Genomic DNA, 24,869 nt, shown 5'->3' on the forward strand with positions numbered 1-24,869 from the left:
GATGTAGCATGCCTAATGATTTCACTGGCACAATAGGGCTCGATTCGTTTATGAGAAGGTAGTTCTAATAATGCATCCAATAGATATACATACTCCCCAGTTACTTTATCTTTGTAATACCTTCGTGCAATTTTCACCTCTCCCCATTGAGTAGTAATTGTTCGTTCTCGACCCTTCTCTTGTACATGATAGCGCTTTTCTTGTTTAATCAGTTCATAGAGTTGATTATCTAACTTAGAAAAATACCCCTCTAACATCATAATCGCCATACCATTAATTAACGTTGAAAAGTCTTCCATAAGATGGAAGAATGAATACATTTCTTCATTATTAAATATCTTGTTTTCAGAAAAGTTAAAAAAGTCAGTGCAACAATCCGCTGCTTGTTGTAAAATAAGTTCCATAAGAAGGTCTCCTTTGCTTTGAGTTATTTGAACACATTCATTGTAACAAAGGATGACCTTCTTTTCTATTTTATTTTCCCACAAACATTTTACACTAACAAGCAGGGTACATCTTTGGTGACCCTAATAACTCAGAATACCTATACCTACCAGCCGGAGAAGTTGGATCTAGCGACCCTCGATGCATCTTCGAACAAGGACCTACTAAAGAAGACCTTCCCCTAGACGAAGCGTGCCGTATCATCGATCGATACACATTAAAACCATGTAAACACCCTAGCCTAGGGGGACGGTCGTTTTAGATTACCGACTAGAATAAAATAAGTAGTCTTACGCGAAAAACTATGCTATACTAGACATAACAAAAGAAGAGCCATCAACGTAGCGTAGACGTTAGGCTCATCTCAAAGGATATAAACAGCATTCTTAAAGAACGCCATTTCGTGTAGAACACCAGTGGCGTTCCTTTTTTTGCCTAAATTAGAATAAACCATAAGAGTGTGACATACCCTCTGAGGAATGCAGTTATACGTAGTAGCCTTGTGGTGTTCCTTTTTGCCTAAATTAAAATAAACCATAAGAGCACGATATAACCGACAAACCTAAGGAACGCAGTTGCGTGTAGAACACCAGTTGCGTTCCTTTTTTTGCCTAAATAAAGCAATACTAGAGGAGCACGACATATTCCGGAGCAAACCTAACCACTGTATCAGTTTGCGGAGGAATATGTCGTGCCCTTCCCTTTGCTAAGCAAATAAAACGCCACTGGTTTCATAACGAAACCAGTGACGTCGTAAGGGAGGGTAAGGGTATTATTCTATTGAGTAAGTTACTATTAATATTTTGTTTGCTTCATATCTACATTGATGATATCCCCAGTCATCGCATCTACTTTGACTTCCGCTTCTTTACCGCTACCATCAATCATATCTAATTCATACATCAAACGACCATGCTCTTTCTCCACAGTCCATTCCATCGCTTGATACATGCCACCTACTTTTTCTTGTGCTTTTGTTTCCGCTACTTCTGGCATAATAATGTCATTCACATTGAAAGATTTTGCCATCATGCGATCTTCCATGCTTGGCATACCTTGTCCATGCATCATAGAGCCATGTTTCATCATCTTCCCATGGTTCATATCCATAGACTTCATCATGTTATCTTTTTTCATATGCATAGGTTTCATATCATGCTTCAAGGATTTTACTTCCGTACTCATCACTTCACCAGCTTCAGTCATGTGTATTTCCATTTTTTGACCATTGCTGAAACCTTCCACTTCATACATTGGATGATGTTTACCATCATAGGAAATGGACGTAACTTGTGCATTTGGATACATGGACATAAACGTTGTTACTGCTCCTTTATAGTCGACTTGTTTCATGTCCATCATGCTCGGCATAACACTGCCCACACCATTCCAAGTTCCCATCTTAGCCATTTGATCTTGACTCATCATTTTCATGGAATCCATGCTCATATTGTTCATCATAGATGAATCGTTCATCATCTTCTTATTCATGGCATCCATTTTCATTCCATCCATCATCGCCATAGGCATTTTGTCCATACTATTCATAGGCATAACAATCATCATTTCATTAGGATTTGCTTTCACCGACATAGTATTCATCATAGTCGTATCTGCTGCATTTGCAACCCCAGTCGCTAACATAAGACCTGCACCAAGAGCCATTACTGTTGCACTTAAACGAAACATTTTTTTCATAATATCCTCCTTCATATTCGGTACTATACCGACTTTTGTTATCTAATTATTAAGTAATAATTACTATCTTTAACTTGTTCATAGTATATCTTATGTCTATGAAAGAAGTATGAAAAAAGTATGAATGTTTTATGAAGTTTCTATCCCTTATTAATTCCTAGCATTCCTATATCTCTAAAAGATATACCTTACATACTCACAAGTTAAGCTAGGCGGCTCCCAAAAGATTGGGCGACTACTCTTATATGAGCAGCCCCAACATTTATTATAGAGCCTATAGAACCAAAAGAGACAACACCGAAATGTTGTCTCTTTGTCTGTTTTAGTATGCTAGCTTAATCGTTAATGTTTAACTAATGTCAAAAGATTTTCTAATTGAGGGAAGAAAACTTGTCCAAAATAAGTGAAAATACCAAAAACGATTAGATATAACAAGAAGTATTTAGATACATGAACCATAATGGAGCTTGCATCGATAGAATGACGCAATTGATCTGCTTTTTGTGCATCAATTTTATGTTCTTCGATGTATGTATTCAAAGCAGGGCCTACGGCACCAATAGCAATCGCAATACTTTGAGGGGAGAACATTTTACCAACACCAGCGGAGCCAGAGTTAGTTGCTGCCAACCACAATGCTAATGTATCGTGTCCAGGAGTCAATTGATGTGCTGCTGCTGTTTGTAATGGTCCAAATAATACGTTTGCATTTGTACCAGAACCAGTTAAGAAGGCACCTAAGGCACCGATAACAGGAGCAAATGCAGGATACATAGTACCTGTAGCAGCTACTAATGCGTTAGCAATTAAGCTAGTCATGCCAGCATATGTCATTAACTTAGCTGTTACAACTACAGAAATGATTGTTACATATGTTAATTTTAATGTTTTAAAAGTATTAGATAATACTGTAGTTTGAGTGCCAAAATTTGCTTTTTGGATGAAGCCACCGATGAAAGCAGAGATAAAAATCATGATACCTGGTGTTGCAATCCATACGAAGGTATAAGGTTTTGCACCTTCTGCCGCATAGATATGTACAGATGTTTTGAATTGAATCAACGCATTAAATACTGGTGGCACCAATTTGGATGTACCAATCAACAATATAAAAATTAGGATGAATGGAGAAGCTGCAATTAAGCCTTCTTTAGCAGATACTGTGCGTACAGCACCAGTTTCAACTTTGTATTCTGGATCGTTAACAGGCATTAATTTAGCGATAGCAATGATTACGCCCATAATCACAACAGAGGATCCCATAACAGAAAGTTCTGGACCTCCTGCATACATGTTGATTATCAACTCTGGAATTGCCAATGCCAAACCCGCAATAATAGTTTGAATAAATACGCCTTTGATTGCTTTCACACCACCAGCAATAATACCGACAATAAAGAGTGGAGTCACTATATTTAAAATGAATAATTGTGCTGCAATGAACGTACCTAATTCAGCTGGTTGTAGACCAGTTAATGATGCCAATGTAGTCGTTGGAATCGCAATAGAACCAAATGTAGTTGGTACGGAGTTTGCTACTAAACAAGCCAAGATAGACTTCAATGGATCGAAACCTACTGCTACCATCATTGCTGCTGGAATGGCAACGGCTGTACCGAAACCTGCCATACCTTCCATAAAATTACCAAAGCCCCAAGCTAATAACAATGCTAAAATACGTTTATCACTAGTTACGGAAGATAACATAATTTTAATCGTATCCATCGCTTTCGTATGAACTACTAATTGGTATGTAAAAATTGCTGCTGTAATAACCAAAAGAATTGGCCAAACTGCAAGAGCTACACCTTCCAAGGCACCTGTTGCCATGATGAAAGCATCTTTTCCATAATAACCTACAGCTAGTACATAAGAACCAACTGCTGCTGCCAAACATGCTTTCCATGCAGGCATTTTTAAAATTGCCAATGCTACGATAAGCCATAGGATCGGCAAGACTGCTAAAAATATATCCATATTAACAATCCCTTTCTATAGTGTGAATCACTGTAATTCAAATTCTAGCATACGCACAGTGTGATATAAACAAAAAGAGAGGAAATCCATAGATCCCCTCTCTCATATGTTCTAAGATGTTGACTGTTGCCAGTCTCTAAGAAGTATTCCTTAGGGATACAAAACTACTGATTCTGCATCGATAAAGATTTGTAATTGTCAGCTACTGACCTGCTAATTAGTAGTTGGATGCAACTGCTTTAGGTGGTTCATAGTCGCCGAAGTATTTTTTAGGATCCAATTTTAACAAGTGACATACATCGAACAATTCTGCCACAGTTTTGTCGATAACTGGCACACCTTCTTTACGGCAAACTTCGATAGCTTCTGCTTCTTTTTCACCATGAGTGTAGATGCGGTCAGCACCTTCAGCTTTAGGAGCTTCACGAAGTTCTTGTAAGAATGTGGAGAAGTGTTTTTTAACGTCTTCTGGGTTACCGAAGATAGCTGGGTTAATAGCCATGAAACCATGACAAATATTGGAACGGCCACCAGTCATACATTTATTGGATGTACCACCTTGAGAGAAGATAGATGCGAAGATTTCACAAAGCATACCATAACCATAACCTTTATGGGAACCTAATTGTTCAGTGTTGCCACCTAGAGGCATGATACCGCCACCAACGTGATCGGAGATGTTGCCTAATACTTCGCCAGCATCTTGAGATGCTTTACCGTCTTTATTTAATGCCCAACCGTTAGGTAATTCTTTACCTAATTTGTTGTACATTTCTAATTTACCACGAGTTACTACTGTTGTAGAAGCGTCGAAGAAGAAGTTGTATGGTTCAGCTGGCATTGTGAAAGCGATTGGGTTGGAACCAAGCATTGCTTTACGAGCGAATGTAGGAACCATGATTGCTTCGGAGTTAGTGCAAGAGAAACCAATTAAACCTTCTTTTAAAGCAAGATCAGCATAGTAACCAGCGATACCATAGTGGTTAGAGTTACGAGCAGATACGATACCGATACCAGATTCTTTAGCTTTTTTAATTGCCAATTCCATAGCGAAGTGACCAACTAATTGACCCATTGCATCATGACCTTCGATAACTGCAGATACTGGAGTTTCGAAAACAACTTCTGGTTTAGCATTGATGTCGATAAGACCTTTTTCAATACCTTTGTGGTAACGAACTACACGTTGCATGCCGTGGGATTGGATACCGTACATGTCGGACATCATCAATACGTCTTTAATGATGCCTGCTTCTTCAGGAGTGAAACCAAATCCTTCGAATGCGTCTTGACAGAATGCGTTAAGTTTTTCTTCTTGGATGTAAACAAAATTTCCCATCGTTAAAACCTCTTTCCCTAACCATAAAAATACTTGTGACAACTCTTAGTACTCCTCAATAAATTGTCACTACTCTTGATACGTAAATTATAGCACACATGTACACTACATGGAATAGAAAACCCTTTGCTATCGCCGTTTTAACCTTATCATATATGCATAGTTAAGGGTTAATTTAATTAATTCCTTTAAAAAATAGTCTGTAAATAGCTATTTTAAAGGGATAAACCAATTATTACTTTTAGTTATACTTCATCTATCTTCTTCATCATAAAATCATAAACATTCACAACTATATCGAATTTTATGAAAGGATATCTAGGTTTATCGTTCTTCTTTATCGATATTCATCGATAATCCGACTGTAATGTATAGTTTACTATAACGACTAGTTGTATGTATCCTTATTATTTTACTATTTTAATTATTTTTTATCTTTTTTATCTTTTTTATACTTTTTGTCTTTTTTGTCTTTCTTATTCTTATCTGTTACTACACCTGAGTTATCACTAATAGCTACATTCATTTGTTTTGCTATTTCAAAGACAGCATCATAGGCTGGCATAGTTACGATATAGGTCGTTCCAATTGCTACGGTAGATCCATCTACACGGGCACCACCTACATTATATGAAGAATCTGCTAAGATACTAAACCCTAGTTCATCAGCATTCTTCTCTTGCGACATGGTAAACACTTTACTATCTAAATATTTTCCAGTAAGTCCCGCCGCAATTTACCCTAAATCTCCAGAATTGAAATCTTCATCTGGGTTAACATACATTGTCTCTCCTTTTATTAAATGCCAGGATCATCTTCTCTATACGCCAAATCTCTAAATCGAGTATATGCCCCTTCAAACCATAATTTTACAATTCCTAATTCCCCATTACGATGCTTACGGATGATAACTTGTGTTTCTACACCATCACTAGTATCTTCTGTATCTTGATAGTTTTCACGATTCAAGAAAGCTACTATATCAGCGTCTTGTTCCAAGGACCCAGATTCACGCAAATCACTTAGCATCGGAGTTTTGTCTGCCCGGCTTTCCACACCACGACTTAACTGCGACAAGGCAATCAACGGCACATTAAATTCTCGCGCCATAATTTTTAATTGTCGAGAAATCGCCGATACCTCTTGTTGACGATTATCCGCCATTTTTTTACCGCCATTTTCCATAAGCTGAATATAGTCCACCACCACAAGACCTAGTTCCCCATGTTCTTGAATTAAACGACGTAACTTTTTCTTCATTAATTGCGGCGTCAACCCAGAAGTATCATCAATATATAATGGTGCTTCTGCTAAATCATTCAAAGCATTGATCGCTTTTCCCCAGTCTTCCTGACTCAACTGACCATTCCGGATACGACCAGAGTTAATCCCTGCCACAGCAGCTAATACACGGGCTACTAACTGAGTTTTGGACATTTCCAAGGAGAAAAAAGCTACATTTTTCTTCGATTTCATAGCCACATTTTGAGCGATATTCAACGTAAATGCTGTTTTCCCCATAGAAGGCCGCGCAGCTACCAAAATTAAATCCGATTTTTGTAATCCACTTGTCAAGTTATCTAAATCCTTAAATCCTGTAGATACGCCAGTCAATATCCCTTTATGTCGCTGTAGTTCATTAATGCGATCAATGGTTTCATACACTACGTCTCGCATGGCACTAAAAGAGGATTCCCCTTTTGTGGTACCACTCACATCGAGGACCATCTGCTCAGCTCGATTGACGATATCTTCTGTCTCTTCTTCTTCGCGATAGGCCATAGATTCCACCGCATTCGCTACATGAATGAGTTTACGCAAGTGAGCCTTATCTCGCACAATTTTCGCATGATCCTCTACATTGTACGCATCTACAATATCTGTGGTCAAATTCGTAAGATACAGAATACCTCCTACGGCCTCTAATTTCTGAGACTTTTTCAACTCTTCAGAGAGTAATACATAGTCTGCCCGTTGATTCTTTCCTACAATGCTTACGAGCGCCTCATAAATCACACGATGATTATCACTGTAAAAATCTTCTGCTTTTACAATCGAGCTGACTGCATCAAAGGCATCTTTATTGAGCAAAATAGCTCCTAGTACGGCTCGTTCTGCCTCTATACTATGCGGTGGTATCCGTCCTGACATATACATTCTCCCTATTCACAATTACCTATCTCCATACAAAAAAGAGGGGCCTAGCCCCTCTTTCTATTAACCTGCCACTACTTCTACAGTAATCTTAGCTGTAATTTCTGGATGCACCCGAATTAATACTTCATGAGTACCCAATGTTTTGATTGGCTCTTTTAAGTCAATTTTCTTTTTATCCACATCAACCTTTACTTGCGCTTGCAATGCATCAGAAATATCTTTACCTGTTACGGAACCGAATACACGGCCACCATCACCCATTTTTACAGGGATTGTAACGGATACTTTTGATAATTGACTAGCTAATACTGTAGCTTCATCGGAGTCCACTTGTTTTTTATGAGCTTGTGCACCTAATTTCTGTTTTGCATTATTTAAGTTTTGTGGAGTCCCTTCAAGACCCACACCTTTTTTGATTAATACATTGCGACCATAGGCTTCGGAAACTTCTACGATTTCACCACGTTTACCAACTTTTTTAACATCTTCTAATAAAATTACTTTCATGATAATTCCTCCTTACCTTCTCTTTGTAATTCTGTCATATGGGATAGGGCCACTTCAGTCACCCATTGGCGTGCCTCTTTCATAGACATATTGTAAATTTGAGACCCCGCCACGGTACGATGGCCCCCGCCACCGACAGCTTCCATAATTAATTGTACATTCAATTTGCCTTGTGACCTAGCACTGACCCCAATACCCCCATCTGGCAGTACATAGAATACGAAACTTGCTTCGACCCCCTCTAAGGTAATCAATTTATCCCCCGTTTGAGCCGCAATCACTGTAGCATTCTTCGCATCTTCTGGGGCTTCTGTGAAAGCCATATGAGAAATTTCTTCCGCAGATGCTAGCATAGCAGATCGCAAGCGCATGCCTTCAAAACTATCCATAAATAGATGCCGCACCAAGGATACATCTGCTCCTGATCGACGCAAGAATGATGCCGCCTCAAAGGTACGCGCTCCTGTTTGGACTACGAAATTTTTCGTATCTACTACAATACCCGCATACAATCCACTGGCTTCAATATCTTTGATTATCACATGTTGTGGAAAATACTGAATTAATTCTGTCACCAGCTCACTCGTAGATGACGTTGATGTTTCTAAATACGTCAACAATGGAGATTCAATAAAGTCCGACCCCCGTCTATGATGATCAATGACCACACGGCGAGAAGCCTTTTTCAATGCCGATGGAGCCGCTACCATTTCAGATCGATGCACATCTGTAACAATCACAACTGTATTGTCTGTCACAAATTGTGTAGCTTCTTCTTCGTCAATAATAAGTCCTTGAAAATCTGAATGATCCACCAAGACCTCTACTAGTTTACGGACTGCCGTAGGATGGGAACTCAAGGCAATATGAACTGGCTTTTTAAGTGCTCTTGCCATCGCTGCTACCCCTGCGGAAGCACCAATGCTATCATAATCCTCTCGATCATGACCCATCACAAGGACACGATCAGAATCTAGCATAATCTCATGCAATGCATGGGATACAACCCTAGCACGAACACGAGTATTTTTTTCATTTCCCGAAGTTTTACCCCCGAAGAATTTAACATCTTCTCCATAATAGACGCAAACTTGGTCTCCTCCACGTCCTAAGGCAATTTCCAAAGCTGCCTTCGCCTTTTCACCTTGCACTTTCACCGTATCTTCTGTTAAAGCAATCCCCATACTAATGGTTGGTGGGATATGTTTAGACGTAGTTAATGCCCGAATTTTATCTAATAAGCTAAATTTCGAATCCATCATGTGCAACATAGCCGCCTTACTAATGCTAAAAGTATACGTATCTTCTGTGGCATTGCGAATAAATCCATCATGCTTATCAATTTCCGTTACAATCAAGCGGTTCATATCGGACCACAATTGCGTGTATTCAATATCGCTCAAACCTGATCGCAAATCTTCAATATTATCCATAGTAATGAAGCCAAGAGCTGGCACCATGGAAATGGCTTTATGTTTTTCTATTTCAATCTCTGTAATATCATCGAAATAGAATGCCATATAGGATTCTAACTCATCGCTACTCACATCGGAATAGTTAGACTTTGGCGCCACTAATGTTTTGTAGAGTACACGATAATACTTTCCATCGATTTCCTCGCGAAAGAATCCAGATTTACCCCAATATTTATCAATTCGCAAGGTAGGAATAAATCCACTTAATTTCATTGTTTTATCGGGATCCCTTGGTAGCCAATCTCTAAATACGCTATTACTCCAACAGATCACATTGTGTTCATCGATGATGACAATGCCTACCGGCAAGTTTTGTAGCGCAAAGGTCGATGCCTGCGTAATCCCTTTTGCCATACAGTCAAATTGAGCTTTTCTAAAATGTCGTCCTCTTCGAATGGTACGTCCCACGTACAAGTACGCAGCAAATACCACTATACAAGCCAACATGGCTAGTTGCCAATTCAAATAGAAAATAATACCTAATAAGATAAGAATGAGAACGGCAGCAGTAATTTCAATAGAACTGTATTCAGTTTGTATATCCATACTACATCCTCTAATTTCACTCACTTCGTCTGCCCCATCGTTCCTCTATGTGCAAGAATACATCCAAGGCCCCTAATATAGCGGCAGACTGTGACATCATAATAAATACACCTAGTACAATCCACGGTACAAACTTCGGTGGATGATAACTTTTACTAATACGCCAAGCACAAGATATGCCTCGTATAAATAGCATTATACCACCTAAGTACATCAAATTATAGCCTGCATATTCAAGGAGTGGAATATATTGTTTCACAAAATAGAAAATGAGCCCCACTAAAAAGATATGCAATGCCCAATCCGGTACACGCCAATCTTTGATGGTCGGCATTTCAGGAATATGGTAGGTACCAATACGACTGAGCACAATATAGGTGAGGCGATTGATAATATAAGAAATAGCCACTCCTGCGCAAAATAAACCGGCAATCAGCACTTTTTTCATCATATCAATTTGATTTTCCAAGGCAGTCATCGCTGTCGACACCTGTTCCTCTGAAAGACCTTGTTGCACATACATATCTTGCATGGATACTGTGATTTGTTCTTCCAAAGATGACCACATCTCTATAGGACTTACCTGCATCACCAAGGCGGATGCCCAAAACTGAACGACTACTGCTAGCATTAATACCACAGCAGGAATCATCAACAGTTTAGAAATAGACCAGTATTTGCGTAACCCATAACCGATGAACATACCAATCACACCGAAAACTCCCCCTTCTACTAGGGCTGTCAAAGGTCCTAATAAAAAGGCAATAGCGGCAATCGCTGATACAACAGATAATAGACTCCAACGAAAGCCATGCCGTACACCTACGATAGCAATCGTCATTGGCACAAAAATAGATCCAAAAAATCCAAGCATAGGTACACTGAGACCTATCATGGCAAAGACAATCATAAATGCCGTTAAGATACCAGACTCTACGACAGATTTTGTACTTGTTTGATTCATATACTAACTCCACACTATGCTACCTTACCTAGGTGCATAGTTCTATGTCAATACAATAAATAGACATATGACTTTCGTCATATGCCTATTATATCACATTCTTTATACGTCTTGAATGATTGGTAGAATCATTGGACGACGACGTGTTTTTTCATAGAAGAATTTACCTAATGTATCACGCACCACAGTTTTGATGGTTGTCCAATCTTTGATATGATCCATTTCACATCTCTCTACTGCTGCATCTACTCGACGTTGCGCTTCCCTCAGCAATTCTTCTGCATCACGTACATACACAAAGCCACGGGATAGCATATCTGGACCCGCTACAATCGTACCAGACGCACGGTCCATAGCCATCACAACTACAACCATGCCTTCTTGCGCTAATTGTTGACGGTCACGGATAACGATATTACCTACATCGCCTACACCTAATCCATCCACAAAGACCTTACCAGCTGGCACACGACCTGCTAAACGACCTGTACGAGTAGTAAACTCAAAAATTTGTCCATTATCGCCTACCAAGACATTGCTAGGTTTTACAATCCCCATGGATACAGCCAGCTCACCATGTTTTTTCAACATCCGATATTCCCCATGTACAGGAATAAAGAACTTAGGTCGTACTAGGTTAAGCATAGTTTTTAAATCTTCTTGGCTACCATGACCAGATACGTGAATACCACGATCCTTGCCATAGACTACATGAGCGCCTTGGCGCAATAAGTTATCGATAGTACGTCCTACGGCCGCTTCATTACCAGGAATTGGTGTGGCAGAGATAATCACTGTATCATTAGGTGTAATCTCTACGGTGCGATGATTGTTCGTAGACATACGAGATAGACCTGCCATTGGTTCTCCTTGAGACCCTGTTGTTAAGATCATAATCTCATCGGCACGATAGCGATTCATTTCATCATCACCGATGATCATTCCTTCTGGCACTGTTAAGTAACCACGTTCTTGAGCGATTTCTGTCACATTTACCATGGAACGACCCAATACTACTACTTTACGTTTTGTGGCTACCGCTGCATCAATAGCTTGTTGCAAACGGGACACATTGGATGCGAAAGTTGCCAAGATGACACGACCTGTTGCTTCTGCTACGGCACGCATAATCGCTGGTCCTACTGTACTTTCAGAAGGCGTAAATCCTGGTTTTTCCACATTGGTGGAGTCAGACATCAACGCCAATACCCCTTTGTTACCAAGTTCTGCAAATTTATGAACGTCCATCAATTTACCATCTACTGGAGTTTGATCCACTTTAAAGTCCCCTGTATGCACCACTGTGCCTACTGGTGTTTCTACGAAGATAGCACATGCATCTGGAATAGAATGGTTTGTTTGGATAAAACCCACTTTAAAACAACCAATTTTAAATTCATCACCAGCTTGTACCACTTGTAATTTTTTAGCTTTTACGTGATGTTCTTTTAATTTGCCTTCTATCAAGCCACATACTAAGTTTGTGGCATACACAGGTACGTTCACTTCTTTTAATAAGTACGCCAAGGAACCAATATGGTCTTCATGACCATGAGTAATCACCACAGCACGTACTTTGTCTTTATGCTCGATTAAATAGCTCATGTCAGGGATAACGATATCCACCCCTAACATATCATTTTCTGGGAATGCTAGGCCCGCATCCAACACCACAATATCATCGCCATATTGGAAGATGGTCATATTTTTACCAATCTCACCAAGACCACCTAATGGAATGATTTGTAATTTATCTTTTCGCACATGTGGACGTGTTGTTTGTTCATGCTTTTCCACTGTTGTATTTGTTCGTTGTGGACGACGCGCCCCACGATTAGATTGGCGACGTTCTCCATTGTCCTCTTGTGGACGTGGACGACCAGTACGTTCTCCCTCTGCTTTCACAGTGGTACGACGATTTTGACCCGTCGTACGACGTGTACGTGTTGTGGAACGTGGTCGTTGTTCCGTAGCTTCACCTGTTGGAGAAGCTACCATTGTTCTTTCTTCTTTTGTATTCAAAATTTCCTCCTACAGGACTATAGTCGTACTGTCTATACATACTACCATAGTCCAAGACTATATAATCCCATCCTCAGATGGTTGAGCATGTATCGGCATGTAAGCACAAATAAGTATCTATTTCTGTTCCTATTCATACAGCAAAACACTGTGAGAAACCTTTCTCACTATCTATGTCACATTCTTCTACACAGCAAAGCATATACCCGCTATACATACTTCTACTGTGAAACATTTGGGAACCTATAAGGTTCATAAGCCGATCAAAATAATTACTTTCATTATACTATAGAAATTCCACCCTAAGCAACTAAGGGGACACTCCCTAATCCATAAAATTTGCAATTGAATATTGCACTAACTGCAATTGCGTTTTATAATGTAAACGAAGTAAGGTTTTTGAAAGTTTACAATAGGAGGTCGCGAGAATGAGAAATGTAAGTATTCACACAGTTGCAGAAATCGGTATCTTAACAGCGATGATGACAATTTTAGGTGGCATCAAGATTCCCAACTTAATTCCAGGTGTAGAATTCCAATTATCTGCTCCTTTGGCGGTAGCGATTTGTGCTGCCTTTGGGTTCCGCAAATACATCATCTGCGGTTGTCTTTCTAGTTTGATTGGTCTTGTATTGGGCACGCAAAACTTGCTAAATGTTGCCATTGCCATGCAATTCCGCCTCATCGTAGGTCTTATCTTATGGATTGGTAAAAACCGCATGTGGTCCATTCTTATCTCTGGTCCTATTGCATCTGCTATTGCCCGTATCACCATTGGTTTATCCTTTGGCAAAATGGTCATTCCTATGCTTGTGATGGCAGTGCCTGGCATGATTTTCACAGTCATTGTAAGTCCTATCTTCTACAGCATCTTACACCGACTACCTCATTTGGCTACGACTTTGAAAGTAAAACAAGGTTAGTCTCTTATGGTCTACAGCATTCGCATGCGCGCTGCTAAGGGCGGGCCTCACGAACAAGGAGGTTCTCATATTTCTGGAGCTGAACGTCTCGTTTCTCTAGAGTCCTTATCACGCATTTCAGAAGAATTTTTACAACGAGCTTTGCAGCACAGCAAAGGTCGTCCAGATTTTATCAATTTACAAATTGATGAGATTCCTGACGAATCCATCATGAAAGTCCCTGCTCTCACGGTGGCTACTACAGAATCAGAAACAATCGAGGAATCTCATCGAGTAGCTACCCAACTATTGCAACAAGCGCAGATTCACGAACAGGCGATTCTAACTGCTTTTACAAAACTCAGCGAAAATACAGAAACTGTGAGTGGTGCTTGGCTCGTCAATGCTACTACTGGTGAGGTGTATCCCCAAACAGTACGGGTATCCCGTATGGATGCCGAATCAGATGCAGACATACACCACCATTTGCAATATTATGGCTGTTCTTCCATCCATTCTAGGGAGGCTCTCATCCTAGCAAGCAAGGTCCTCGCATCGCCTTACATACTAGGTGAACTGTGTTGGTCCGATGATCCAGAGTATACGACGGGCTATGTGTCCTATGGCACTACCTACCATCGGTTAAGCCCTATGAAAGTCTATGGTAGTCCCATCGGTGGTCGGGCCTTCTTTATTACTGACGATGCACCGATAGAAGAAGTAATACAGTATTTTACATCCACTCCTACGTGGGTCACAACGAAAGGGATTCACCATGTTTAATCGATACTCCGAAGCCTTAGTCAAGCGCCAAGAGGAATCACAATTTCGTTCTCCTCGTACCTATACTCCTATCGATGCTACTCATGTTATGTATGAAGGTTCCACCTATCTGATGATGGCATCAAATAATTACCTAGGCTTAACCCATCATCCCCACGTGAAAGATCGAGCCTTACATGCCATCCAACACTATGGTACTGGTTCTGGTGGCGCTCGCCTTACCTCTGGTTCTTTCCCTTTGTTTCAAGAGTTAGAGCATTGCTTAGCAGAGTGGAAAGACTGTGAAAAGGCACTCACTTTCACAGCTGGATTTATGGCAAACCTTGGAACAATCTCTGCCCTAGTTCATAAAGGAGATATTATTTTTAGTGATGAATTGAATCACGCTAGCCTCATCGACGGCTGTCGTCTCAGTGGCGCTAAAGTACAAGTCTACCCTCACAAAGATGTGCAAACCCTTGAGACATTACTCGCTCAATCTAAGCACTATGGCATGCGTTTCATCATCACTGATGGGGTGTTCAGCATGGATGGGGATATAGCCACCTTACCAGAACTACTAGATCTAGCTAAGCGCTACGATGCTCTTCTCATCGTAGATGATGCTCATGCTACTGGCGTCATTGGTGAGGGTCGTGGCACTGCCCATCACTTTCACTGTGAAAGCCCACGCATCATCACCACCGGCACTATGAGTAAAGCCTTAGGGTCCATCGGTGGATACGTCTGCGGTTCTGGCACTGTTATCGATTACATTATCAATCACAGTCGTCCCTTTATCTTTGCCACCGCTTTGTCCCCTGCTGACATTGGGGCGAGCATCGGAGCCCTAGAAGTATTAGCAGAGGAACCTAGTGTATATCAAAACCTGCGAAGCAATACAGAATATATGCACAAAGCCTTGCAATCACTAGGAATCCCCAGCAGCGATGATACACCTATCTTCCCAATCATCATTGGTTCCAACGAAGATACCCTACAAGCTAGCCAATATTGTGAAGAACATGGCATCATCCTCAGCGCCATTCGACCACCAACAGTCCCTGTCAACACAGGACGATTGCGCTTAACCGTCACCGCTGCACACACAGAAGAAGAATTAGACAAGGTCATCCATGTATTAAAAAAATACCAACACATAAAGTAATCTAACGAAAAAACCTGCATGGAACACTTGACAAAGATGACGATGACTTATCTAAAAAACTAGACCACTTACAAAATATACCACAACATACAAAAGAGGAAAGTTGATCTAACAGAATCAACTTTCCTCTATTTTTATGCATGTAATAAACAAAATGTTCCCCGCCAATAAAAGCCGTAGTAATTACTAAAAACATCAGCTTGGACCGTTTTTAAAGCCGTCAGATTTTCAACCCCATAAACACCGCAAAAAAGCCGTAGTCCCCAAAAATGTTCATCGAAAATGCACATTGGAAACTAACTTCCACCAAAAACACCGCCAAGAAAAGCCGTAGTGCTTACTAAAAACCATCAGCATAGACCGTTTTTAAAGCAGTCAGATTTTCAATCCCCATAAACACCGTAAGAAAAGCCGTAGTGCTTACTGAAAACTTTCGCGTAGGGCAGTTTTCAGAAGCGCTGCGGCTTTTCTACTTTTCAGAAGCGCTGCGGCTTTTCGTCTTTTCAGAAGCACCACGGCTTTTCACTCTATAAGGTTTTACAAAACTCCCTAAACTGCTGTTTATACAACCCCGCTCCTCCATTGGCTGGATGGCGCAAGGTTGCTTGTACTTCTACCCCATACTCCGCTAAGGTAAGACTCGCTTTCTGTCCCACTCCAAGGATCTGAGCCTGTGGAAATAGGTCTAACAGTTGCTTTGTATAGGTCCACCCTAAGTCTAATTCTTGCTTTGTAGGCGTTCGATTTGTCAAACCATCTGTGCCCTTATAAGGATGAAACGGAAAAATATTCCACAACACCACTTCATAAGGATCTATATTAGCTTCTAACATAGCATTCCACACCACAGAATCAGTAGGCTCATTGAAGCCCTTTTCTTTTTGTGTTGGTTTGATAATATACTCGCTCTTTGGATTACTAGTTCGTTTCGGCTCCAATCCAGTAAACACCATAGATGGGGTTACCGTAGGGTGATGCCCTAAGAGCATTCTTTCACAGGTCATGGCAATCCCTGTAAATCGCCCTCCTTGATAGCCCACCGCTTCTGCGATGATGAGAATGTTAGCACGCTCTAATCGCTGCTCCAAATAAGCCTGCAACTGCTTTCTACGAATAGAACTCGCTCGTTGATTCGCATCATAGCGTTCATCAAAATCATTCCAAGGATTATACACATGAGGACTAGAAAATCCTTTTAATTGTCGCATCAACCGTTCTACTGACATAGACACCTCTCTATTTGGAATGCAATAGCACTACTTTATCACTACTTTTATCACGTTCTAAGTATTGACCTACTGAAGATTCCTCTAATTCTTTACCATAATTTTTATTGGTAATTATGAGCATCCGCTCCCCAGATTGCAAGCGTTTAAATAATTCTTGTTCCTCAATTTGAGGCATCACATGTTTGCCATTCCACTTCGCACTACGCTGCACATTATACTTCGCCAATCGTTCTGGACTAGGCTCTACTCGCACTGGTGTCACATCTAAATAATACGGCACTGACGCCGCATATTCCCCATAATAATACACAGGTCCATGAAAGCTGCGTATCTGTTCATGATACGTCACAGAAGAACGCAAGGCCAAGAATGGTGCCAATCCTTCCATCAGCACAATGCCTAGTACTACCAAGGTACCCATCCCCACCGTGAAAGGCATCATCAATCGTTTCCGATACCAATAGCACCCACCTAGGAATAAGGTAAGGGCTACGACAACAGCTCGAAGAATCCACCAAAAACCCCAAGGTGCAAAGAATGTTCCAATCCCAAGAACCCACCATAACACTAAAGTCGGTCCTAATATCCACCACCAAGCACGGTGACTGGCATCTTTCATAGAAAGAATCCCAAAAGCTCCTAACAAGCTGAAAGGAATCACCGAAATAAAAGCATAAGTTGGATATTTCGTAGCCATCATTGTATAGAACAAAATCGTGCCCCAACCCATAATCATGGTATATAGATAGGCATCTGATTTTGTTTTCCAGCCTCGATACATACCATATAGAATAGCCCCCGTCCAAGGGAGAGAGCCGCCTAGAAAAATAGGTAGATAGTACCACCAATAATTCACCTCGGGATGTTCAGATTGGGTGGCTCTCGTTACATTGTGGAGTCCTAAAAATCCATTGATAAACTCCATGCCGTGAGTATGGTACATATATCCATACCAAGGCAATACCACAGCTAAAAATACGAGGATACCTTGCCATGGAAATAAAGCTTTCACCATAGACCAAGATCGTTTAACCCCTGCATACATCAGGAACAATAATCCCGGTAATACCAGCCCTACAGGGCCTTTCGTCAATACTGCAATCCCCGCAAAGCCATAGGCTACTGCTATATACCATGGATTCTTAACTAGTAGTCCACGATAAGCATAATAAAAGGTACCTACCGTGGCAAATAACAACACCATATCTGTGATGATACCATGGGCAATGGTCCATACGATGAGAGATGTGCCTAATATAAATGCAGATAGCAAAGATCCCACTCGTTGCCCTGTTAAGGTGCGCACTCCTTGGTAGACCATAGCTACTGACAAAGCACCAAAAAGACCTGACGGAAAACGCGCTGCAAAGTCTGTCATGCCGAATACAGAATAGGACAAACTTAATAGCCAATACATCATAATTGGTTTATCAAACCAATAGTGCCCATAAATTTGTGGGGACAACCAATCTCCGGAAAGTACCATCTCTTTTGCGGTTAAAGCGTAATTCGACTCTACTGGATCCGACACTGGTAATATATGGTTCCCTAGTACATAAACTCCTAAGAAAAAGAGAAATACTACATAGGTTACACGATGTAATTTCATAAGCATCTCCCTATTATTTACGACGTTTCCAATATTTCAAACCATACACTACAGCAACCACCACAAACACTACAATCATAGCAATTAATAGTTCATGATTATACTCAATTAAGTCTTTCCAATGTTCCCCTAATTTCATACCTAGCCAAACTAACAAGATAGTCCAAGGGATAGTGCCCAAAGTAGTCCAAATCACAAAGGGTGTCATGGGATATTTAGCCACACCTGCAGGAAAGGAAATAAATGTACGCACCCCTGGTAATAAACGACCAATAAACACAGCGGCACCGCCATAGCGATTGAACAATTTTTCTGCAGCACCAAATTTATCTTCATTAAATAAGATATATTTCCCATATTTCATCAATACAGGTCTGCCTCCATATTCCCCGAGCCAATAGGACAATACAGAACCCACAATACCTGCTACAACACCTACAATAATAGCTGTATTCAAATCAAATACGCCTTGAAATACTAAATACCCTGCGAACCCTAAAATAATTTCACTAGGAATGGGAATGTTCGCATTTTCTAGCACCATACAAATAAACATGGCTGCATACCCATATGTCTCCATGATGGTCAATACATAATCCACTGTTGTCTCCTCATGAGAAGATAGTTATTAATCTTCCTCTTCTTCATCTAATAAATAATCTTTTGCCATCCACTTTTTCGTAGCTGTAAATGTGATTGTCACCCATTTCTCTGCAGGGTCACCACCAATGGCAAGATCAATTTCATTGCGAATTTCATCTAATTCCACAATGGTTTGTTTCGGGAAATTCTTAGGAATTAAAATATCAATTTCAATCATTTTTACATTCCCATAAGCTTGTACACTAGTGACATAATCTTTAAATTTATACTTTTCCATGAAAGAATCCATAATAAATTGGATTCGATTATGTAATTTCAAAGGCGCTACACCCATAATTTGTTTTACCGATGGAATGATAATTTTTAAAGCAGAGGGCATCATTTGTAAGGATAAAATGATGAGCACAATAGGGTCCACGTAGACCGCCCATTCTGCATAGCCAAAATGTTCTAATCCAAAATCCACTAAAAAGCTAACTAAAATCCCAGCTTCTAACATAGCGTCAATGGACCAGCTAATATTATCGAATTTTACCAAATTAGATTGCAATTTTTTATTGATTTGATGCACATAGAAATAATAGCACGTATCAGCAATGGTAAAAATCGTAGCATAAATGATAGCCGGACCCACATGAACAGCACGACCGCCACCCAATAAATCCGTCAGTCCCGATAAAAAGGCATAACTTACAATCAGTAAGGTAAAACTACCTTCCGCAATGAGCACCAACGGTTCAAACTGCCAATAGCCAAACTGAAAGCGCTTACTCGTCTCATTGGACACCAATCTGGATGTAATGATCATCATCACCTTAATAATCACGGCGATAAAGGACACGACCCCATCTAACAAGATGGCGCTGGATCCGCTAAAGACCCCCATCATAGTGCCGCCGATGGCCACAAATGACATGAGTATGGCTGATTGAATCAACAACCGTTGCTCTACTGCATGTTTATCTTGTATTAACATATACACTCCTATTTAATCTAGTGAGCTTTTCGCTCAAGTTTTCTATACCTATGTAAGAATATTTTTTCTGTAACTACTTTATAGCCTATAGGCATCGTGCACGGTCTACACGCTATGAAATAGTTAGTAGCATTCATATACAAGTATATATAAAAACGACCTATCATACAAGTATCATACACCGTTTCTATACCTCTCATACCATTGTATAGAGTTCTATCATCCAATATATGAGAGATATCACTCTTGCAAGTATAGGCAACGGCTTTGGAGGAATATCTTCTTGAATCTTCTGGAATTTTCTTGCACAATAAATAAAATAGAGACCCAAAACGGGTCTCTACATGGTTCATTGCTATTAGGCAAATACATTCACTAAGTCAATCGTTTGATCACGACCAGGACCTACCGATACAATACCTACTTGTACACCAGTTACTTCTGCAATGCGTTCTACATAACGACGTGCTGCTTCTGGTAATTCTTCATACTTGCGGATACCGGAAATATCTGTTTTCCAGCCTGGGAATGTTTCGTATACTGGTTCGCATTCAGCTAATACATCTAAGCTAGCAGGGAAGCCTTGTACAGGCTCACCATTGCGTGTGTAACCTACGCAGATTTTCACTTCATCTAAGCCATCCAAGATATCTAGACGAGTAATCGCCAAATAATCCAAGCTATTCAATGCTGCGCCATAGGATACTACGGACAAGTCCAACCAACCGCAACGACGGGAACGGCCTGTAACTGTACCGAACTCATGACCTGTTTGACGAAGGTATTCACCAGTTTCATCTAATAATTCAGATGGGAATGGACCTTCACCAACACGAGTAGAGTACGCTTTTACTACACCAAAGATATTTTTTAAGTAGTTAGGACCTACACCAGCGCCCACAGACGCACCACCTGCCACTGGATGAGAGCTAGTTACGAATGGATATGTACCATGATCAAGGTCAAGCATTGTGGCTTGCGCGCCTTCAAACAATACTTTTTTACCAGATTTGATAGCATCGATAACGGCAAAGTTTGTATCTTTTACAAATGGACGCAATTGTTCCGCATAGCCCAAATAATCTTTTAAAATTTCTTCAAAGTTAACTGGCTCAAATCCATATACGGCAGTTAACATTTTATTTTTCAATTCTACATTGAATTTAAGTTTCTTCTCAAATACAACTGGATCCATTAAATCACAAATACGGATACCAATACGGTTTACTTTATCTGCATAGCATGGACCGATACCATTTTTTGTAGTACCGATTTTAGCATCACCTTTCACAGATTCTTCCGCTTCATCTAAGCGATTATGATACGGTAAAATCACGTGCGCACGATCAGAAATATATAAGGATTTTGCACTTTTACCTTCTTTTTCAAGGTTTGCAATTTCTTCCAACAATACCTTAGGGTCCACAACGACACCAGTACCAATGATATTCATTTTATCATCGTAAAGAATACCGCTAGGCAATAAACGCAATGCAAAAGATTTACCGTCTACGACTACAGTATGACCTGCATTATTACCACCTTGGCTACGTACTACCACATCAGCCCGTTCAGATAAATAATCAACGATTTTACCTTTCCCTTCATCGCCCCATTGTGTGCCAATTACCATACTTGTTGCTACATTGGTTCCCATATGAATTGCCTCCATTACACCATAGAACTTTCTATCGCAACGACCACATTAAGTCATCGCTCTGAAAGTTCTTCCATTATTAGTATTACCTTCGTAAATAGGCGTCTAACGTACACTATTTACACTCTATTATAGCATAGATTGAAAACATTGGGGTAGAGATTCCCCAAATTCCCATATCTTTATGATGGACCCAACCACTTTATAAATTCTTCTGGAATAGAAGATAGAAATCGACTTGGTTGTTGAAAGTATCCTTTTCCATTAACCCTTGCATAGGTTATGGTCAAGTGTTTCTTAGCACGAGTTAACGCCACATAGAAAATACGTTTTTCTTCTTCTAATTTACCATCTTTAACAGCAAAATAGAAAGGAAGTCCCCCATCATGTGCACTAGCAATAAAGACATGTTCAAATTCACTACCTTTGGCTTGATGCACTGTAATGATGGGGATACGGCTGTCTCCTTTTCGTCGGAACATGCCCTCTCCCGAGTGAAGAGCAGACATTTCTAATATCTCTTTCACTCCATCACGGCCTACATAATGTGGATGTTCTCCTTCTAACTCTTTCATGATACGATATAATTCACGAATACTAGTTAACCTACGTTCCCCAGTAGGATCTTCTTTTACCTTCTTTTGATAATGTTCTACTACCCCCATATCTTTCATAATATAGGTAAGAATTTCTGTAGGCTTGCTCGTAGTCCACTTACTTCGTAAAGCATCCATAGAGGCTGCAATATTGGCAAATGTATCTCTATATTTATTGACAAATGCCATGCGCTGTGCTTTCGTAGGAATAATATTTTCTTTCATAGCATACACCAATAATTTGCCTGTTGCTATAATATCATCCATTGCATTATGAGTGGACTGATAATCAATCGGGAAGTATCCACTTAAAAACTCTAGCTTATGATTCGGCAAATTTGGATAAAACCGACGATATATGTCTAGGGTATCATAGATGGCCTGTATTCTTGGCATCCGTACTCCGTGACGACTGCACTCTTGTTCTAATATACCCATATCATACTGTACATTATGGCCTACAATCATAGACCCATCAGCAAATCGTCGGAATGCTTCTAAGACAGCTCCTGCATCGCCCCCAACCTTTTGCAAATAGGCATCGCTAAACCCATGGACTAATTCTGAATCCCTAACAGACACACCAGGATTGATAAATTGTTCAAAGGTGTCAATGGTATTGCCTTCTTCATCAATGCGAATAGCTGCCATCTGCACAATGCGGTCTTCCATGATGTTTACACCTGTCGTTTCCACATCAAATACAACGATATCTTTGGTGATGAGCCCTTTTTCTAATTGTTCATAAGGCTCTCGTGTAAAGATTTTCGTACTCATAAAATCAGTGAGACGTAACCCCGTTTTTCTCACTGCTGTGCTTTCTAATTCCTCCATCCGTTTATCACCAACCCCTTTGACAAAGGTGCGAATGATTCGTTTTGTACTCATTAAATCCCAAGGGTTCACTAAGCATTTAAAAAATGCCAACACATCCTTGATTTCCAAACGCCGGAAAAATTTTAATTCATCTGCCAAAATAAACTTCAATTGTTTCTCTTCTGGCAAGGATCGATTACATCGTTTGAAATGCTCACTCAATTGTATAGCCTGCTTATTGGTACGCACCAAAATGCCTACAGGGGGCATCTCTTCGCCCGTTCTCAACTGTTGAATCGATTGAAATATATATCTAGCCTCATCCTGAGCATCTGCAGCAGCATATATGGAAATAGGCTCACCTTGCTGTGTGGCTATCACTTTCGGTTCTTTTTGATACAACTGTCGCACCCGTTGAGGGAACATATCTTTCAGCATGGAAAAAGCTCCCTTAAACAACATCTGATTAGACCGATAGTTTGTATCAAACACCAATTCTATGGGGTTATACTCTCTGCGATACCGATCGATTAAGGTAATCGGATTAGACCCACGCCACTCATAAATGGTTTGAAAGTAATCCCCACAAAGCAAAATATGGTTCCCCTTCCACATGATATTCATCACTTCATATTCTAACTCGCTAGTGTCTTGCATTTCATCCACTGCAATATAGGAATAGCGCTGGCGCCAACGATTAGCCACTTCGGGACGCTGAAAGATTTGATGTACCCTTGTAATCAAATCAGCAAAATCTAACCCATTCAACGAACGCAATCGCCATTCGTATTCCATCAGTACTTGCATACCTTTTACGGCTAAAAATGCAGCCGTATCCTCTGACATGATGCTATACCAAACAGACTCTTCCTGTTGCATACGCTTAATTGTCCGTGCATAATCCTCTTCTATACTAGAAGAATAATATTGATACTTCGTTCGATGCTCTTTCACTGCACTGATAACCTGACGAATCGTATTTGCATGTATTTTAGGTGCCATAACACCTGGTTCTTCACTATAGGCTTTCACAAGATTCGGCAAACATTCACTCAACAATTCCTCTACATCTTCTTCGTCAAAGATGAGAAATTCTTTAAATAGATCTTCTTGTAATTTTGCCTCTTCTTGCAAAATGGTATAACAAAAGCTGTGAAATGTAGATACTTTCACAGCTTGCGCCTCTTGTCCTACAATGGCAATCATGCGTTCTTTCATTTCACGACAAGCCTTGTTCGTAAATGTAAGACACAAGATTTCTTCACCAGTGGCACGTCCCGTTTCCAAGATATGTGCCACTCGATAGGACAATGTATTTGTTTTTCCCGTTCCTGCAGAAGCTAACAATACAATATTTCTATCTAATTCCTGTACAACTTGTTGTTGAATGTCATTAAGTACCACAGTATTTGATTGCATAGT

The 24,869-nt window shown here is 40.2% G+C and carries 19 protein-coding genes; 3 read left to right on the forward strand and 16 right to left on the reverse strand.

The genetic code is table 11. The features are described from left to right. From EO125_RS05760 to EO125_RS05810, 10 genes are all read right to left on the reverse strand, one after another. Positions 1–404: UPF0236 family transposase-like protein (locus tag EO125_RS05760; protein WP_206168370.1), on the reverse strand; the 404-nt coding region annotated here is incomplete at its 3' end. Positions 405–1,239: 835 nt separating this feature from the next. Continuing rightward, positions 1,240–2,142, reverse strand: a complete 903-nt coding sequence (locus tag EO125_RS10065; protein ID WP_240630444.1) for a PepSY domain-containing protein — start codon at positions 2,140–2,142, stop codon at positions 1,240–1,242. Between the two features lie 342 nt (positions 2,143–2,484). Beyond that, the gene (locus tag EO125_RS05775) at positions 2,485–4,119 is read right to left on the reverse strand and encodes an L-lactate permease (protein WP_370447291.1); all 1,635 of its coding nucleotides are present in this window, start codon (positions 4,117–4,119) and stop codon (positions 2,485–2,487) included. Positions 4,120–4,336: 217 nt separating this feature from the next. Continuing rightward, positions 4,337–5,458: an Ldh family oxidoreductase gene (locus EO125_RS05780; RefSeq protein WP_127148061.1), complete on the reverse strand. Its 1,122-nt coding sequence runs from the start codon at positions 5,456–5,458 to the stop codon at positions 4,337–4,339. Positions 5,459–5,882: 424 nt separating this feature from the next. After that, positions 5,883–6,146: a hypothetical protein gene (locus tag EO125_RS05785; RefSeq protein ID WP_127148062.1), complete on the reverse strand. Its 264-nt coding sequence runs from the start codon at positions 6,144–6,146 to the stop codon at positions 5,883–5,885. A gap of 110 nt (positions 6,147–6,256) precedes the next feature. Then, on the reverse strand, positions 6,257–7,609 hold the full coding sequence (gene dnaB, locus EO125_RS05790; protein WP_127148063.1) for a replicative DNA helicase: 1,353 nt from the start codon (positions 7,607–7,609) through the stop codon (positions 6,257–6,259). A 66-nt stretch (positions 7,610–7,675) separates the two neighbouring features. Next, positions 7,676–8,122 (reverse strand): 50S ribosomal protein L9, encoded by a 447-nt coding sequence (gene rplI, locus EO125_RS05795; RefSeq protein WP_126939482.1) that lies wholly within the window; start codon positions 8,120–8,122, stop codon positions 7,676–7,678. Beyond that, positions 8,119–10,143: a DHH family phosphoesterase gene (locus EO125_RS05800; protein ID WP_127148064.1), complete on the reverse strand. Its 2,025-nt coding sequence runs from the start codon at positions 10,141–10,143 to the stop codon at positions 8,119–8,121. The genes rplI and EO125_RS05800 overlap by 4 nt, the downstream gene beginning before the upstream one ends. A gap of 16 nt (positions 10,144–10,159) precedes the next feature. Further along, positions 10,160–11,107, reverse strand: coding sequence for a YybS family protein (locus tag EO125_RS05805; protein WP_127148065.1), 948 nt, complete (start codon positions 11,105–11,107; stop codon positions 10,160–10,162). A gap of 102 nt (positions 11,108–11,209) precedes the next feature. Then, positions 11,210–13,105, reverse strand: coding sequence for a ribonuclease J (locus tag EO125_RS05810; protein WP_240630445.1), 1,896 nt, complete (start codon positions 13,103–13,105; stop codon positions 11,210–11,212). A 452-nt stretch (positions 13,106–13,557) separates the two neighbouring features. Between EO125_RS05810 and EO125_RS05815 the strand changes: the two genes are divergently transcribed. Genes EO125_RS05815 through bioF form a run of 3 tightly spaced genes read left to right on the forward strand, consistent with a single transcriptional unit; the run spans position 13,558 to position 15,961 of the window. Next, positions 13,558–14,052 (forward strand): hypothetical protein, encoded by a 495-nt coding sequence (locus tag EO125_RS05815; protein WP_127148067.1) that lies wholly within the window; start codon positions 13,558–13,560, stop codon positions 14,050–14,052. A 6-nt stretch (positions 14,053–14,058) separates the two neighbouring features. Further along, the gene (locus EO125_RS05820) at positions 14,059–14,814 is read left to right on the forward strand and encodes a 6-carboxyhexanoate--CoA ligase (protein WP_127148068.1); all 756 of its coding nucleotides are present in this window, start codon (positions 14,059–14,061) and stop codon (positions 14,812–14,814) included. Next, complete coding sequence (gene bioF / locus EO125_RS05825) at positions 14,807–15,961, forward strand: 8-amino-7-oxononanoate synthase (protein WP_127148069.1); 1,155 nt, start codon at positions 14,807–14,809, stop codon at positions 15,959–15,961. Before EO125_RS05820 ends, bioF begins: the two co-directional genes overlap by 8 nt. 527 nt (positions 15,962–16,488) lie before the next feature. Here the strand turns inward: bioF and EO125_RS05830 are convergent. The 6 genes from EO125_RS05830 to EO125_RS05855 form a co-directional block, all read right to left on the reverse strand. Then, positions 16,489–17,187, reverse strand: a complete 699-nt coding sequence (locus tag EO125_RS05830) for a uracil-DNA glycosylase (RefSeq protein ID WP_127148070.1) — start codon at positions 17,185–17,187, stop codon at positions 16,489–16,491. Between the two features lie 10 nt (positions 17,188–17,197). Next, positions 17,198–18,799 (reverse strand): glycosyltransferase family 39 protein, encoded by a 1,602-nt coding sequence (locus EO125_RS05835; RefSeq protein ID WP_127148071.1) that lies wholly within the window; start codon positions 18,797–18,799, stop codon positions 17,198–17,200. A gap of 13 nt (positions 18,800–18,812) precedes the next feature. Next, positions 18,813–19,379 (reverse strand): DedA family protein, encoded by a 567-nt coding sequence (locus EO125_RS05840; protein WP_370447292.1) that lies wholly within the window; start codon positions 19,377–19,379, stop codon positions 18,813–18,815. 48 nt (positions 19,380–19,427) lie between these two features. Continuing rightward, the gene (locus tag EO125_RS05845) at positions 19,428–20,378 is read right to left on the reverse strand and encodes a cation diffusion facilitator family transporter (protein ID WP_127148073.1); all 951 of its coding nucleotides are present in this window, start codon (positions 20,376–20,378) and stop codon (positions 19,428–19,430) included. A 358-nt stretch (positions 20,379–20,736) separates the two neighbouring features. Further along, on the reverse strand, positions 20,737–22,035 hold the full coding sequence (locus EO125_RS05850) for an adenylosuccinate synthase (protein ID WP_126939712.1): 1,299 nt from the start codon (positions 22,033–22,035) through the stop codon (positions 20,737–20,739). A gap of 182 nt (positions 22,036–22,217) precedes the next feature. Next, a complete protein-coding gene (locus EO125_RS05855; protein WP_127148074.1) occupies positions 22,218–24,866 on the reverse strand; it encodes a 3'-5' exonuclease in 2,649 nt (882 codons plus the stop codon). Positions 24,867–24,869: the final 3 nt, after the last annotated feature.

Source organism: Veillonella sp. VA139, assembly GCF_003992005.1.
GTDB lineage: Bacteria > Bacillota > Negativicutes > Veillonellales > Veillonellaceae > F0422.

Coding starts and splice junctions, on each gene's coding strand:
- bioF (WP_127148069.1), top strand. CDS start 14,807: ATGTTTAATCGATACTCCGAAGCCTTAGTCAAGCGCCAAGAGGAATCA.
- EO125_RS05775 (WP_370447291.1), bottom strand. CDS start 4,119: ATGGATATATTTTTAGCAGTCTTGCCGATCCTATGGCTTATCGTAGCA.
- EO125_RS05840 (WP_370447292.1), bottom strand. CDS start 19,379: ATGGAGACATATGGGTATGCAGCCATGTTTATTTGTATGGTGCTAGAA.
- EO125_RS05845 (WP_127148073.1), bottom strand. CDS start 20,378: ATGTTAATACAAGATAAACATGCAGTAGAGCAACGGTTGTTGATTCAA.
- EO125_RS05835 (WP_127148071.1), bottom strand. CDS start 18,799: ATGAAATTACATCGTGTAACCTATGTAGTATTTCTCTTTTTCTTAGGA.
- EO125_RS05800 (WP_127148064.1), bottom strand. CDS start 10,143: ATGGATATACAAACTGAATACAGTTCTATTGAAATTACTGCTGCCGTT.
- EO125_RS05850 (WP_126939712.1), bottom strand. CDS start 22,035: ATGGGAACCAATGTAGCAACAAGTATGGTAATTGGCACACAATGGGGC.
- EO125_RS05780 (WP_127148061.1), bottom strand. CDS start 5,458: ATGGGAAATTTTGTTTACATCCAAGAAGAAAAACTTAACGCATTCTGT.
- EO125_RS05805 (WP_127148065.1), bottom strand. CDS start 11,107: ATGAATCAAACAAGTACAAAATCTGTCGTAGAGTCTGGTATCTTAACG.
- EO125_RS05830 (WP_127148070.1), bottom strand. CDS start 17,187: ATGTCAGTAGAACGGTTGATGCGACAATTAAAAGGATTTTCTAGTCCT.
- dnaB (WP_127148063.1), bottom strand. CDS start 7,609: ATGTCAGGACGGATACCACCGCATAGTATAGAGGCAGAACGAGCCGTA.
- EO125_RS10065 (WP_240630444.1), bottom strand. CDS start 2,142: ATGAAAAAAATGTTTCGTTTAAGTGCAACAGTAATGGCTCTTGGTGCA.
- EO125_RS05810 (WP_240630445.1), bottom strand. CDS start 13,105: ATGGTAGCTTCTCCAACAGGTGAAGCTACGGAACAACGACCACGTTCC.
- EO125_RS05855 (WP_127148074.1), bottom strand. CDS start 24,866: ATGCAATCAAATACTGTGGTACTTAATGACATTCAACAACAAGTTGTA.
- rplI (WP_126939482.1), bottom strand. CDS start 8,122: ATGAAAGTAATTTTATTAGAAGATGTTAAAAAAGTTGGTAAACGTGGT.
- EO125_RS05820 (WP_127148068.1), top strand. CDS start 14,059: ATGGTCTACAGCATTCGCATGCGCGCTGCTAAGGGCGGGCCTCACGAA.
- EO125_RS05785 (WP_127148062.1), bottom strand. CDS start 6,146: ATGTCGCAAGAGAAGAATGCTGATGAACTAGGGTTTAGTATCTTAGCA.
- EO125_RS05815 (WP_127148067.1), top strand. CDS start 13,558: ATGAGAAATGTAAGTATTCACACAGTTGCAGAAATCGGTATCTTAACA.